A 13,341-nucleotide genomic window follows, 5' to 3' on the forward strand; every position below is an offset into this window, starting at 1 on the left:
CTGCACGTGACGGCGTTGAACGACCCGATCGACGACCGCGGCGGCGAGGCTCCCTCCCGCCGCGGTGCGTTTTTTGGCCGCCGCAAGGGCCACCGGCTGCGCGCCACCCAGGCCGAGCTGATGGCGAATGCGCTGCCGGCGCGCGCGCTCGACCTCGACCAGCCGGCGCCGGCCGATCTCGCCACCCTGTTTCCCTGTCCGGTCCGTGCCGTGCGGGTCGAGATCGGCTTCGGCGGCGGCGAGCACCTGCTGCACGAGGCGGACGCCAATCCCGATGTCGGCTTCATCGGCGTCGAGCCGTTCGTCAACGGCATGGCCAAGATGCTGGCGGCGCTGGCCGCGGCGCCCCGCCCCAACATCCGCCTCGTCCATGCCGATGCGCTCGGGCTGCTGCCCTGGCTGCCGGAGGGGTCGGTCGCCGGCATCGACCTGCTCTATCCCGATCCGTGGCCGAAGAAGCGCCACTGGAAGCGCCGCTTCGTCTCGGACGACACCGTGGCGCTGATGGCGCGGGCGATCCGGCCCGGCGGGCTGTTCCGCTTCGCCTCCGACATCGACTCCTATGTCGAATGGACGCTGGTCCATCTGCGGCGCGCGCCGCAGTTCGAATGGACGGCCGAGCGGGCCGACGACTGGCGGCGGCCGTGGGCCGGCTGGCCCTCCACCCGCTACGAGGCCAAAGCGATCGCTGCCGGGCGGCAGCCGGCCTATCTGGTGTTCCGGCGCCGGGCGCCGGCGGTTTCCGGTTGATCCCAAGGGCCGCAAGGCGTGACTCGTCATGCCCGCGCTCGTCGCGGGCATCCACGACTTAAAGCGTATATAAAACAAAGACGTGGATGGCCGGGACAAGCCCGGCCATGACGAGGTTCGATCAAAGTCGAAGGCCCGAAGTATCAGCCCGCCGTCGCGGTGAGCGTGTTGCGGCGGACCCGCCAGAAGCGCACCACCCGCTGCGCAGTCTGCACCGACAGGCACTCGAAATGCGACAGCGCCTTTTCGAGGGCGGCCTGGGGCATCTCCTGCGCCCCCGGCCGCACCAGGATGATGGCGCGCACGGTCTGCCAGGTGAACCCCGCCGCCTTGCCGAGGATCAGCACCGGGTCCGGCTGGCTGCCGAGCAGCAGCCGCTCGGCGACCTCCAGGGGCACGCCGGTTAGTTCGGCGAGCGCCACCAGCGTCTCCTCGAACCGGCCATTGCGGGCGAAGTTGTGCAGCGCGATCTCGTTCAGCGCGCTGCGCGAGACCAGCGTCTCGACATTGCGCTTGGCGGCGGTGAAGTCGCGCTTGGCCGGCGCCACCGCTTCGCCGATGCGATCGGCCACCGAGGCCAGGACGCGCTGCACCTCGCGCGCATCGAGCGGATTGGCGATCGCGAGAAGGCGCTTCTGCACCGCCTGGGTGGCCTTGGCGATCAGCGCCCGGAACAGTTGGGGCGGCAGGTCGCGGCGCCGGCCGATCGCCATCTGCAGCGACTCGTCGCCATCGGAGCGGTCGACCAGACAGGACAGGCCCTTGTCGGTGAAGCGCGCGCCGGAATTGGCCGCCACCGTGTGCATGACCTCGCGGTTGCCGCGCGCCACCAGCACGTCGGTCACCGGCGGCGAGATGGTCTCGCGCTCCGAGATGGCGAGCAGGTGCGGCTGGCTCTTGGTGCGGGCAATGTCGATCAGGTCGTCGTCGGTGAGCCGCGGCGACTGGGACAGGACGGGGCCCGCGACATCGATGAGGTCGTCGCGCGCAAGCTGGCGGATGACGCGCGGCGGCGCGTTCTCGGCCGGCGCCAGCCGGGAGGCAAGCTCGATGCGCGCCTCCGTCTCGATGGCGTTGGCCAGCCGGCCGATCACGTCGTCGAACAGCGCGATCTGTTCGTCGTCATAGACTTCCGCACCGGCGAAGAACAGATCGGTGATCTGTCGCAGCACCTCGATGCGCCGGCCGGCGGAGCCGCGGATGATCGCGTCCTCGAGGTCGATGATGAGGGACTCACGGGCAATTGCCGCCATCGTCATGCTGTCCGGTACCGCAATTCAGCCAGAGCATTCTGCGCAAAGGTGGGAAGCGGCTTTGCGAAGGAGAATGCGACAACTCAAGAGCTTCTAGCCCGATCCGATGCAGTCGCACCGGGTCGCACCTGGGGACCAGCTTAGCGGCAGGCGGATAAAGAACCGTTTATGACAGCGCGAATAATGGGAGTCGTTGCAATCTGGCGGCGCGACGCCGCCCGCCGCTGCGATTTCCGGGCGACCGGGTCATGATCCCGCGATGAGAGACCGCCCGTCGGCCGGAAACCGTATCGTCCCAACGGCCAGCTTTCGCTGCCGTTGGTGTCACAGCCCGGTCAGCAGATAGGCGCAGGCCGCCGTGGCGAGCGCCGCGAAGCCGCGCAGCACGATCTGCGCGGTGTGGGCGCTGGCGAGGCCGACATGGTGGGCGGTGGCCGCCATGCGGTGCACGCCGTGCCACAGCAGCAGCGAGATCACCAGGAAGATCGCCACCTTGCCGAACAGGGTGGCGGCGAAGGCGTGCATCGCCGCGTAGCTCATGGTGTCGGGCGGAAGCGTGCCGGTCGGCACCAGAATGCCGGTGATGACGATCAGCACCACGCCGACCAGCGCCGCCAGCGTGCCGCCGCCGCCGAACAGCAGCCAGAAGATCGGTTCCTGCGAGCGCTTCAGCTTCATGACGCGCCTCCCGGCGGAACCAGATTGCGGACGGCCTCGGCGAGGCCGGGCGGCAGAAGCCCGGCGACCCAGGCATAGACGAACAGCGAGATCGCCGCCGATGCACCGACGCCAACCACCACCACCGCGGCAACCGGCACGATCCGGCCGCCGAGGCGCAGCGTCGGCGCGGTCTTGGGCAGCACCATGAACCAGGTGACGGTGTGCAGCAGCGCGAACGCCGCCGCCACCGCGTGGAAGGCGATCATCGCCGGGGTCGCGAGCAGCGCCCGCCAGCCGTCATAGGCGGCTTCGCTCTGCGTCAGGGTGTAGAGCCCCCACAGCAGCACCAGTGCGTAGACGAAGAAGAACACCGCCGAGGCTTCGCGGAGCATGTAGACGACGTAGGACGGGTTCCTGGTCCACCAGTCCGCCGGCATGGGGCGGCGGTAGGTTCTCACCTCGGTCATCACCGGCCTCCCAGCAGGCGCTTCACGCCGAGATAATCGAGCGCCGAATTGACCTTGTTCTCATTGACGGCATGCATGGGGTCAACCCCCTTGGGGCAGACCTCGGAGCAGTAGCCGACGACCGTGCACTCCCACACCCCGACCTCGGCATTGGCCACGTCGGCGCGCACCGACCAGCCGATGTCGCGCGAATCGAGATTGTAGCGGTGCAGGAGCGACAGCGCCGCCGGGCCGATGAAGTCCGGGTTCAGGCCGAATTGCGGGCAGGCGGCGTAGCACAGAAGGCAGTTGATGCACTGCGAGTACTGGTAATAGGCGTCGAGCTGCGCCGGGGTCTGGCGGCTCGGCCCCTCGCTGAGCGGCTTGTCTTTCGCCGATACGATATAGGGCTTGATCGCCGCCAGCTTGTCGAGAAAGCCCGCCTGATCGATGGCGAGATCGCGCTGGACCGGGAAATGGTCGAGCGGCTCCACCCGCACCGGGCCGGGATAGAGGTCGCGCAGAAACGTCTCGCACGACAGATGCGGACGGCCATTGATCATCATGCCGCACGAGCCGCACACCGCCATGCGGCACGACCAGCGGAAGGTGAGCGAGCCGTCGAGATGGTCCTTGATGTATTGCAGCCCCTGCAGCACCGACATGTCGGGCGTGAACGGCACGTCGTAGCGCTGCAGGCGCGGCGCGGAATCGGTTTCGGGATTGAAGCGCAGCGCTTCGATGCGAATGGTGCGGGTGTCGGTCATATGGACCACCTCACGTCAGTTCGGCCTTGGCTCCGGCGCCGCCATAGACGCGCGAGCCCGGCCGCGATTTGGTGATGGTCACCGGCGCCGACTTGATCTGCGGCGCGCCGTCGCCGCCGGATCGGGCGATGGAGTGCACGAGGAAGCGCCGGTCGTCGCGCGCCGTGGCATCGAGCCGCTGATGGGCGCCGCGCGACTCGCGGCGCCACAGCGCGGCATGGGCCATCGCCTCGGCGACCTCCAGCATGCTGCCAAGCTCGATGGCGGCGAGCCACTCGGTGTTGAAGGCACGGTTTCTGTCGTCGAGCCGGATGCCGCGGCGATAGCGCGCGCGCAAATCGGCCAGCGTGCGGCATGCCGCCTTGAGCCCGGCTTCGGTGCGGTAGAGGCCGACGCCCTCCTCCATGGCATCCATCATCGCATCGCGGATCTCGGCGAGGCGCTCGCCCCGCTCATTGCCGAGCAGGCGCAGGACACGCGTTGCCGAGGCCTCCGCCAGACGCGCGGTGCGCTCGGGGCTGACCGGGCGGGCGGAGCGCACATATTGCGCGGCGCGCTCGCCAGCCACCTTGCCGAACACCACGATCTCGGCCAGCGAGTTCGAGCCCAGCCGGTTGGCGCCGTGGATGCCGACGCTGGCGCACTCGCCGGCCGCATAGAGGCCGGAGATCGCGGTCTCCGTCATCACATTGGTGGCGATGCCGCCCATGGTGTAGTGCACCGCCGGGCGCACCGGGATCGGCTCCCGCACCGGATCGACGCCGGCAAAGGTGCGGGCGGCCTCGGTGATCAGCGGCAGGCGCTCCAGGATCTTCTTCTCGCCGAGATGGCGCAGATCGAGATTGACGGCGCTGCCGTGCGGCGTCTGGATCGTGTTACCCTTCTTGTCCTCGTGCCAGAACGCCTGCGACAGGCGATCGCGCGGGCCAAGCTCCATCGCCTTGGCGCGCGGCCAGGGATCGAGCGGGCCCAGCCCATAATCCTGCAGATAGCGGTAGCCGTCCTTGTTGGTGAGGATGGCCCCTTCGCCGCGGCAAGCCTCGCTCATCAGGATGCCGGTGCCGGGCAGGCAGGTGGGGTGCCACTGCACGAACTCCATGTCGCGCAGCACCGCGCCGGCGCGGAGCGCCAGCCCCATGCCCTCGCCGGTGACGATGCCGGCATTGGTGTTCTGGCGGAATACGCGCCCGGCGCCGCCGGTGGCCAGCACCGCCGCTTTGCAGTGGAACAGCACCATCTCGCCGGTGGCGATCTCGATGGCGACGACGCCGCGCACCCGCCCGTCCTCGACGATCAGGTCGGCGCAGAAATACTCGTCGTAGCGGGTGATCGCCGGATACTTGTGCGAAGTCTGGAACAGCGTGTGCAGGATGTGGAAGCCACTCTTGTCAGCGGCGAACCAGGTGCGCTGCACCTTCATGCCGCCGAAGAAGCGGACATTGATGGAGCCATCCGGCTTGCGGCTCCACGGGCAACCCCAGCGCTCGAGCTGCACCATCTCCTCGGTGCAGTGGCGCACGAAATAGTCGACCACGTCCTGGTCGCACAGCCATTCGCCGCCGGTGACGGTGTCGTCGAAATGATTGTCGAGGCTGTCGTCGTCGCGCACCACGCCGGCCGAGCCGCCTTCGGCGGCAACCGTGTGGCTGCGCATCGGCAGCACCTTCGAGATCAGGGCGATGGCGAGGCCCGGGTCGGCCTCGGCGGCGGCGATGGCGGCGCGCAAACCCGCGCCCCCGCCGCCGATGACAACGACGTCAGCAGAAATGATTCGCATGGCATCCGCAGGCGACAGGCATTCCGAACTCCCTCCCGGCCAGCGGCCGGAACGATGTGACGTTGCGTGGCATGGCGGGCGGCATGGTGGCCAGCGAAGGACCGATTGGCAAGAGCCGGTGCAAACCGGACGCAGAAGCCGCGATCCGGAGACATGGCGCGAGCCTTTGCGCCCCAGGGCGCAACGGTTGCGTCAGGCCGCGCGCGGAAAAGCCTTGGCCAGCCGCTGCGCCAGCTTGGTGCGGAACGGCACGTTGCCGACATCCGGCCGCGTGTCGGGCGACAGGTAGAAGGCGAGCACGTCGGGCGGCAGCGCCACATGGCTGCGGCGGCCGTCGATGGCGCCCGACACCATGGCCTTGAGCAGCCGCAGCCAATGCGCCACGCCGCCACGGCGCCACCCCAGCGGGATTTCGATCCCGAACTGCCGCATCACGAAGACGAACGCCGTCTTGAGCGGAAAATAGGCAAAGCTGACGCGGCTGAAATTGTAGGCCCACATCCGCTCGGTCTTCAGCCGGTGCTCGCCGGTGCGCCGCCGCGAATTGTGCAGCACCACGATCTCCGGCACGAACATCACCGTGCTGCCGGCCCGGCGGAGGCGGATCGAATATTCGATCTCCTCGGCGGCGAACCAGCACGTCTCGTCGAGCAGGCCGATCGACTGCAGCGTGCGGCGGTCGATGGCATAGCCGGCACCGTGGAAATTGCCGACTTCGACGGCGTGCGGACCATTGTCGTTCTGTACGTCGCCGGTCTCGGGATGCACGATACGGTAGGCGATGACGCCGGCCTTGGGGAAACGGGCGAAGGCCTCGCGGGTGCGGGCGACGATGTCGGGCGGCGGGATGGAGTCGTCGTCGAGATTGATCAGGAACTCGCCGCGCACCAGCCGGTAGGCGGCGTTGCGCCCGCCCGCGACGCCGAGATTCTCCGTGGTCTCGACCACGGTACAGACGGGGTTCCTTGCCGCGTAACCGGCGAGGTATTCGCGCGAGCCATCGGTCGAGCCATTGTCGACCACGATCACCCGGTCGCCTTCGGACATCGCCTGTTCGACGCCGGCAAGGCAGCGCTTGAGGTCGTCGAGCCGGTTGTAGGACAGAACGCAGAAGTCGACGCCACCCGTCATCGCTGCCATCTCCAGGCTCGCCATCTCCTGGCCCACCATCTCTTGGCTCGCCATCTCCGGGCTCGCCACCTGCACGCCTCGGGCGCGCCAACCGGCACGGCGGCCCGCAAGGCCCGCGGCCGCTGGCGCTTCCCTCGGTCGCAACCTAGCAGACGACCCGGCCCAGCCAACGACAGGGCGGTGACGTTCCGGTGTCGGTGCGGCAACCGTCAGCGGGGCGAGAGGGGTCGGGTGCCGGTGCGGACGTCGAGCAGCGCCGTCACCCGGCGCTTGACCTCATCCTTCACCGGCTCGGAGGCGTGCAGGATGGCGTGGGTGTGCAGGAAATCGAGGATGCCGAACGCATCGACCTTCGGCTGCACCAGGATGTCGGGCGGCCGCTGGCGCAGCTTCTCGGCCGAGATCACCGCCTGCATGATCTGGGCTGCGGCGAGCGTCGCCTCCAGCGCGGTCGGCACCAGGCCGTCGCGGATCGAAGCGCGGCCGGTGACGTCGATCGCCAGCACATAGCGCGCCCTGCCGGCGACGCAGGCCACCGGCACCGGATCGACCACCGCGCCGTCGATCAGCACGCGGCCGTCGATCTCCACCGGCCGCACCAGGCCCGGCACCGCCGCCGAGGCCGCCACCGGCGGCAACAGCGGGCCGGAGGTGAACACCGCCGGGCTGCGGGCGTGAAAATCGGTGGCAAGCACCGCCAGCGGAATCTTGAGCTCGGCGAAATCGCTCTTCAGCCCCTCGGGCAGGAAGGCGGAGAACAGCGTCGGTCCGTCGACCATCACCGGATTGCCGAGCCCGGCCGACAGCAGATCGGTGAAGCGGCCGACACGGGCGGCCAGCAGCTTCTGCAGCATGCCGGCGCGGTCGCGGAAGGTGTGGACGAGGTGAAGGCGGATCTCGCGGGCCGGAATGCCGGAGGCATAGGCGGCACCGATCAGCGCGCCGATCGAGGTGCCGGCGACAATCGAGGGCACCACGCCGAGCTCGTCCAGCGCCTCAAGCACCGGCAGGTGGGCGAGCCCGCGCGCGCCGCCGCTACCCAGCACCAGCGCCAGCGTGTCGCTCTCGCGCTCCGTCTCGGCCTCGGCATGGACCGGCGCCTCGGGCTCCGGCGGCGGCTTGCGGCGTGCCGCCCTGGCCCGGCGGGCCCGTGCGGCCAGCCCCTTGTCTGCGTCCGTGTCCGCGGGGGATGCGTTCTCGCTGGGGAATTCGTCAGACGTCATCGCTGGATCCGGGCGGGGTGGCGCTGCGCCAAGCTGGCGCGGGAACATGATGGACATTTGGCGGGCCGGCAACAATGCTGGCGCCGCATCGCCGAAGGCGGGAATCACCATGCCGCTGTCCGTCCTGATCCTCAACGGGCCGAACCTGAACCTGCTCGGCACCCGCCAGCCGGAGGTCTATGGCACCACCACGCTGGCCGACATCGAGCGCGACTGCCGGTCGAAGGCGGAAACACTCGGTTTCGAGATCGAGTTTCGCCAGTCGAACGGCGAGGGCGCGCTGATCGACCTGATCCACGCTGCGCGCGGCCGGCATGCCGGGCTGATCCTCAATGCCGGGGCCTACACCCACACCTCGATCGCGCTGATGGACGCGATCTCCAGCGTCGAGCTGCCGACGGTCGAGGTTCATCTGTCGAACATCCACCGGCGCGAGCCGTTCCGGCATCAGTCCTACATCTCCAAGGTGGCGTTGGGGCAGATTTGCGGCTTCGGCGCATTCGGCTATCAGATGGCGCTCGATGCGCTGGCGCATCATCTGAGGAGGCCGGCATGACCACCTTCCGCCCCAGCCGCCGTACTGCGCTCGCCGCTCTCGCCGCTCTCGCCGCAAGCCGGCCGCTGGCCGCCCGCGCCGAGGGGCTGACCATCCTGGCCGCACCCAGCACCGCCTCGATCCTGGTCGCCCGCGCGCTCGACAGCGGCGCCCTCGACGCGGTGGCCCCGGGCGCGAGCTTCAACGTCTGGCGCGGCCCGGACGAGCTGCGCGCCGCTCTGGTCTCCGGCCGCGCCGGGGCGGTGACGCTGCCGACCAATGTCGCCGCCAACCTCCACAGCCGCGGCCTGCCGCTCAAGCTGGTGTCGGTGATCAGCGTCGGCCACATGCACGTGCTGACCACCGATCCCGCCATTGCCGGCCTTGCCGACCTGCGCGGCAAGCGCGTGCAGCTCTATTTCCGCAACGACATGCCGGACATCTCGCTGCGCTGGCTGTTCGGCAAGGTGGGGCTCGCCCCCGACACGGACGTGTTCCTCGATTATGCCGGCTCGGCCACCGAGGCGGCGCAGTTGGTGCTGGCCGGCCGGGCCCAGACGGTGCTGCTGAACGAGCCGGCGGCGAGCGCGGCGCTGCAGGCGGCCGACAAGGCCGGGCTCGGGCTGCGGCGGGCGTTCACGCTGCAATCGGCGTGGTCGGAGGCCACCGACACATCCACCTTCCTGCCGATGGCCGGGCTGGCGGTGACTGCGGACACGGCCCGGAAGGATCCCGACATGGTGCGCACCCTGCACCAGGCCATCAGCGACGCCGCAGCCTGGGTGCGGGCGGAGCCGGCGGCGGCCGGCGCGCTGGCCGAGCAGCGGCTGGGCTTTCCCGCCTTGGCCACCGCCGCCTCGCTGGAGATGGGCGACAGCATCGTCATTCCCGCCCACACCGCGCGACCGGCGATCGAGGCGTTCCTGACCGCGCTCGCCGACCTGTCGCCGGCGCTGATCGGCGGCAGCCTGCCGGGCGACGACTTCTATTTCGAGTTCTGAGTCGGTTTCCGGCAGCCACTCGTCCGAGCCGATCACCTGGAAGACGCGAGCGGCAGGTGCATCGCCGCGCTGCGGCCGCCCGTGGCGGAATGTCATCCGTCCCGATGCCGTGTCCTGTCTTGCCGATGACACCTGCCAAAGGCTACCACCCGGTGGCGGGCCGGCTGCATCGGGCAGCCGCCGCGCTCACCCGAGTGTGACTGGCCGTCCCGAATCGGAACATCGTCCGAGGCGGCCTTTCCCCATTGTGGTCACGAGGCGCCGGCAGACAGGGCGCCGGGGCGATGCGCCGGCCGCGGCGCCGGCGGTTGGAGACGTAACGGGATGCATGGGGACGGGTTCGGCCAGTTCGAACAGGTGCTGGTGCTGCTCGGCGCTGCGGTCATCGCGGTGCCGCTGGCCAAGCGCGCGCGCCTGGGCTCGATCGTCGGCTACCTGCTCGCCGGCATCGTCATCGGCCCGCAGGCGCTCGGCCTGTTCCACGACCCCGGCACCATCTCCCATCTCGCCGAACTCGGCATCGTCTTCTTCCTGTTCCTGATCGGGCTGGAGATGAAGCCCTCGCGGCTTTGGCAGATGCGCGGCGACATTCTCGGCCTCGGCGGCGCGCAGATGCTGGTCACCAGCGCCGCGCTGATGTGCGTGCCGCTGGCCTTCGGCCGCCCGTTCGAGGCCTCGCTGGTGGCGGGCCTGGGGCTCGCGCTGTCGTCGACCGCCATCCTGATGCAGATCCTGGAGGAGCGCGGCGAGGTGCGCTCGCCGCAGGGCCGGCGCGCCTTCGCCGTCGCCATCTTCCAGGACGTGGTGATCGTGCCGATCCTGGCTTTGGTGGCGTTCCTGTCGCCGCGGCCGGCGGCGGCCGGCGAGCCGTTCTGGCTGTCGGCGCTGACGATCGTCGGCGCCATCGCCGCGGTGGTGCTGATCGGACGCTATCTGCTCAACCCGATGTTCCGGGCGCTGGCCCGCTCGGGCGCCCGCGAGATCATGACGGCGGCTGCCCTCCTCGTGGTGCTGGGCTCGGCGACGCTGATGATGCTGGCCGGGCTGTCGATGGCCATGGGCGCGTTCCTGGCCGGGGTGTTCCTGGCCGAGTCCAACTTCCGCCACCAGATCGAGGCCGACGTCGAGCCGTTCCGCGGCATCCTGATGGGGCTGTTCTTCCTGTCGGTGGGCATGGCGCTCGACCTGTCGGTGATCGCCGAGGCCTATTGGCGCATCCTGGCGGCGCTCACCATGCTGGTGCTGCTCAAGGCCAGCACCATGTACGCCATCATGCGGCTGTTCCGGCACGACCGGGAGGAGTCGGTGAAGGTGGCGCTGCTGATGGCGCAGTCGGGCGAGCTCGGCTTCGTCGTCTATGCCGCCGCGGTCTCCGCCGGGGTGATCAAGCCCGACCATGCCTCGATCCTGGTGGCGATGGTGGTGCTGTCGATGGCGCTGAACCCATTCCTCTACCGCCTCGTGCCGCTGCTGACCCGGCGCCGGCGCGAGGAGGTACGCATCGTCGAGGACTATTCCGACGCCCGCGGCTCGGTGCTGGTGATCGGCTTCGGCCGGTTCGGCCAAGTCGCGTCGCAGTGCCTGCTCACCAATGGCTACGACGTCACCATCATCGACAATGACGCGGAGATGGTGCAGTCGGCCGGCCGCTTCGGCTTCAAGGTCTTTTACGGCGACGGCACGCGGCTCGACGTGCTGCGCGCGGCCGGCGGCGACCGGGTGCGGCTGGTGGCGGTGTGCGTCGACGACCGCGACGACGCCGACCGCATCGTCGACATCGTGCGAGCCGCCTTCCCGGTGTGCCGGGTCTATGTGCGCGCCTATGACCGCGGCCACAGCCTCGAACTCCTCGCCAAGGGCGTCGATTTCGAGATCCGCGAGACCTATGAATCGGCCATCACCTTCGGCCGGGCGCTGCTGATCGGGCTCGGCGCGGCCGAGATCGTCGCCGACGAGGTGGTGGCGGACGTCCGCCGCCGCGATGCCGAGCGGCTGGTGCTGCAGCAGGCGCAGGGCTTCAATGCCGGCGCCCACCTGCTGCACTACCGCCGGACGCCGGTGCCCGAGCCGCTGGTGCAGCCCGGCAAGGCCGGCCGCGCCCTCAACCCTGAAGCCGAGGACGCGCTCACCGGCGAGACCGAGTATTCGGGCTGACGGTGGGCCGGCGCGCGCTTGTTCCCCTTCTCGCGAAAGAGAGAAGGAAAGAAGAAAAAAAGAAGAGACCCGCGTTCGTCACCTGGAAGGCGCATCCGTCCGTCGAACCTCGTCCGTAGACCGTCAACGCGGTAGGCGAGACCCTCGGCCTCAAACATCCCGGTCCAGATGTCCGATCTCTCCATTCCGGCCTTCACCCGCGGCTCGACCTTCAAGCACGTGCTCATCATGACCTCGACCGGCTCGGTCGGGCTGATGGCGGTGTTCGTCGTCGATTTTCTCAACCTGTTCTATATTTCGCTACTCGGCGAGGTCGAGCTGGCCGCGGCCATCGGCTATGCCGGAACGGTGTTGTTCTTCGCCACCGCGGTGTCGATCGGCGTCACCATCGCCGGCACCGCGCTGGTGTCGCGGGCGCTTGGGGGGCGCGACCGGGCGGCGGCGCGGCGGCTCGGCGCCTCGTTCCTGGTCTATTCGCTGGTGGTGACGGCGGCCGCGACCGCGCTCGCCCAGCCGTTCCTCGGCGACATCCTGTCCCTGCTCGGGGCCACCGGCCGCACCCATGCCGTGGCCGAGCGGTTCCTGTGGATGGTGATGCCTTCGACGCCGCTGCTGGCGCTCGGCATGGCGGGATCGGGCCTCCTGCGGGCGGTGGGCGATGCGCGGCGCGCCATGTGGGTGACGCTCGGCGGCGGGCTGGTGACGGCGGTGCTCGACCCGCTGTTCATCTTCGCGCTGGGGCTCGGCGTCGATGGCGCCGCCATCGCTTCGATCCTGTCGCGGCTCATGCTGGCGGGGCTCGGGCTGTACGGCGCGATCCGCATCCACGATCTGGTCGGCCGGCCGCGCCTCGCCGACATCCGCGCCGATGCCCGCGCTCTGTCGCAGATCGCGGTGCCGGCGGTGCTGACCAATGTCGCGACCCCGGTCGGCAACGTGTTCGTCACCGCGGCGCTGGCCGGCTACGGCGATGCGGCGGTGGCGGCCTGGGCGGTGATCGGCCGCATCATCCCGCTCGCCTTCTCGCCGGTGTTCGCGCTCACCGGCGCGATCGGGCCGATCCTCGGCCAGAACGTCGGCGCCAGGGATTTCGAGCGAGTTAGGCGCGCGCTCGCCGACAGCCTGATGCTGGTGGTGGTCTATGTGGTGGCGGTGTGGGCGGTGCTGGCGCTGCTGCGCTGGCCGATCGCCCACATGTTCGGCCTGTCGGAGGAAGCGGCGGCCCTCGCCGCCTTCTACGCGCTGTGGCTCACCGGCCTGTTCGTGTTCAACGGCGCGCTGTTCGTCGCCAACGCCGCCTTCAACAATCTCGGCTTTCCCACCCTGTCGATGGTGTTCAACTGGGGGCGGGCGACGCTCGGCACCATGCCGTTCGTGTGGGCCGGGGCGGCCTTGGCCGGCGCCGAAGGGGTGCTGGCCGGGCAGGCGCTGGGCGGGGTGGTGTTCGGCATCGCCGCGGTGATCGTGGCGTTCCGGGTGATCGGCCGGCTCGGCCGCGCCGAGAGCCCGCCGACGCTCCCCGATCCCCCGCCCCGGCCCGAGGGCACCGAAGACCGCCCCCTGCTGCCCTGACGGCATGCCCGGCCGCCGCCGACCGGGCGGGCAGCGGCGCGCGGCGCTTGTGCGGTGGCGCGTTCTCCGCGA

Annotated in this window: 12 protein-coding genes; 5 read left to right on the top strand and 7 right to left on the bottom strand. The window is 69.7% G+C overall.

Translation table 11 applies throughout. The annotated features are described in order from the left end of the window. Nucleotides 1-6: 6 nt before the first annotated feature. The gene (trmB, locus tag BLTE_RS12375; RefSeq protein WP_425290275.1) at nt 7-750 is read left to right on the top strand and encodes a tRNA (guanine(46)-N(7))-methyltransferase TrmB; all 744 of its coding nucleotides are present in this window, start codon (nt 7-9) and stop codon (nt 748-750) included. Between the two features lie 143 nt (nt 751-893). Here trmB and BLTE_RS12380 read toward each other — a convergent pair whose 3' ends face one another. The 7 genes from BLTE_RS12380 to BLTE_RS12410 all read right to left on the bottom strand — a co-directional run bounded on the left by BLTE_RS12380 (nt 894) and on the right by BLTE_RS12410 (nt 8,007). Further along, a complete protein-coding gene (locus tag BLTE_RS12380) occupies nt 894-2,003 on the bottom strand; it encodes a DUF2336 domain-containing protein (RefSeq protein ID WP_160140600.1) in 1,110 nt (369 codons plus the stop codon). 324 nt (nt 2,004-2,327) lie between these two features. Then, a complete protein-coding gene (gene frdD, locus BLTE_RS12385; protein ID WP_197723232.1) occupies nt 2,328-2,681 on the bottom strand; it encodes a fumarate reductase subunit FrdD in 354 nt (117 codons plus the stop codon). Continuing rightward, nucleotides 2,678-3,130, bottom strand: coding sequence for a succinate dehydrogenase/fumarate reductase transmembrane subunit (locus BLTE_RS12390; protein ID WP_126401002.1), 453 nt, complete (start codon nt 3,128-3,130; stop codon nt 2,678-2,680). The genes frdD and BLTE_RS12390 overlap by 4 nt, the downstream gene beginning before the upstream one ends. Next, nucleotides 3,130-3,876, bottom strand: coding sequence for a succinate dehydrogenase/fumarate reductase iron-sulfur subunit (locus BLTE_RS12395; RefSeq protein ID WP_126401003.1), 747 nt, complete (start codon nt 3,874-3,876; stop codon nt 3,130-3,132). The genes BLTE_RS12390 and BLTE_RS12395 overlap by 1 nt, the downstream gene beginning before the upstream one ends. A gap of 10 nt (nt 3,877-3,886) precedes the next feature. Continuing rightward, on the bottom strand, nt 3,887-5,653 hold the full coding sequence (gene frdA, locus BLTE_RS12400) for a fumarate reductase (quinol) flavoprotein subunit (RefSeq protein ID WP_126401004.1): 1,767 nt from the start codon (nt 5,651-5,653) through the stop codon (nt 3,887-3,889). A gap of 192 nt (nt 5,654-5,845) precedes the next feature. Next, nucleotides 5,846-6,838, bottom strand: coding sequence for a glycosyltransferase family 2 protein (locus BLTE_RS12405; RefSeq protein WP_126401005.1), 993 nt, complete (start codon nt 6,836-6,838; stop codon nt 5,846-5,848). A 155-nt stretch (nt 6,839-6,993) separates the two neighbouring features. Next, nucleotides 6,994-8,007: a patatin-like phospholipase family protein gene (locus BLTE_RS12410; protein ID WP_126401006.1), complete on the bottom strand. Its 1,014-nt coding sequence runs from the start codon at nt 8,005-8,007 to the stop codon at nt 6,994-6,996. A gap of 109 nt (nt 8,008-8,116) precedes the next feature. On the opposite strand from BLTE_RS12410, the gene aroQ reads away from it, so the two are divergent. From aroQ to BLTE_RS12430, 4 genes are all read left to right on the top strand, one after another. Further along, nucleotides 8,117-8,563 carry a type II 3-dehydroquinate dehydratase gene (gene aroQ / locus BLTE_RS12415; RefSeq protein ID WP_126401007.1) on the top strand — a complete coding sequence of 149 codons (447 nt, stop codon included), beginning with the start codon at nt 8,117-8,119 and terminating at the stop codon, nt 8,561-8,563. Then, nucleotides 8,560-9,543, top strand: a complete 984-nt coding sequence (locus BLTE_RS12420; RefSeq protein WP_126401008.1) for an ABC transporter substrate-binding protein — start codon at nt 8,560-8,562, stop codon at nt 9,541-9,543. Before aroQ ends, BLTE_RS12420 begins: the two co-directional genes overlap by 4 nt. Nucleotides 9,544-9,867: 324 nt before the next feature. Beyond that, a complete protein-coding gene (locus BLTE_RS12425; RefSeq protein WP_126401009.1) occupies nt 9,868-11,697 on the top strand; it encodes a monovalent cation:proton antiporter-2 (CPA2) family protein in 1,830 nt (609 codons plus the stop codon). Nucleotides 11,698-11,865: 168 nt separating this feature from the next. Continuing rightward, complete coding sequence (locus BLTE_RS12430) at nt 11,866-13,269, top strand: MATE family efflux transporter (RefSeq protein ID WP_126401010.1); 1,404 nt, start codon at nt 11,866-11,868, stop codon at nt 13,267-13,269. The last annotated feature ends 72 nt before the right edge of the window (nt 13,270-13,341 follow it).

This window comes from Blastochloris tepida (assembly GCF_003966715.1).
Lineage (GTDB): Bacteria > Pseudomonadota > Alphaproteobacteria > Rhizobiales > Xanthobacteraceae > Blastochloris > Blastochloris tepida.

Bases quoted from the DNA above. Each gene is read 5' to 3' on its own strand.
- BLTE_RS12410 (WP_126401006.1), bottom strand. From the start codon at position 8,007: ATGACGTCTGACGAATTCCCCAGCGAGAACGCATCCCCCGCGGACACG.
- frdD (WP_197723232.1), bottom strand. From the start codon at position 2,681: ATGAAGCTGAAGCGCTCGCAGGAACCGATCTTCTGGCTGCTGTTCGGC.
- BLTE_RS12425 (WP_126401009.1), top strand. From the start codon at position 9,868: ATGCATGGGGACGGGTTCGGCCAGTTCGAACAGGTGCTGGTGCTGCTC.
- BLTE_RS12380 (WP_160140600.1), bottom strand. From the start codon at position 2,003: ATGGCGGCAATTGCCCGTGAGTCCCTCATCATCGACCTCGAGGACGCG.
- BLTE_RS12405 (WP_126401005.1), bottom strand. From the start codon at position 6,838: ATGGCGAGCCAAGAGATGGTGGGCCAGGAGATGGCGAGCCTGGAGATG.
- frdA (WP_126401004.1), bottom strand. From the start codon at position 5,653: ATGCGAATCATTTCTGCTGACGTCGTTGTCATCGGCGGCGGGGGCGCG.
- BLTE_RS12420 (WP_126401008.1), top strand. From the start codon at position 8,560: ATGACCACCTTCCGCCCCAGCCGCCGTACTGCGCTCGCCGCTCTCGCC.
- BLTE_RS12430 (WP_126401010.1), top strand. From the start codon at position 11,866: ATGTCCGATCTCTCCATTCCGGCCTTCACCCGCGGCTCGACCTTCAAG.
- BLTE_RS12390 (WP_126401002.1), bottom strand. From the start codon at position 3,130: ATGACCGAGGTGAGAACCTACCGCCGCCCCATGCCGGCGGACTGGTGG.
- aroQ (WP_126401007.1), top strand. From the start codon at position 8,117: ATGCCGCTGTCCGTCCTGATCCTCAACGGGCCGAACCTGAACCTGCTC.
- BLTE_RS12395 (WP_126401003.1), bottom strand. From the start codon at position 3,876: ATGACCGACACCCGCACCATTCGCATCGAAGCGCTGCGCTTCAATCCC.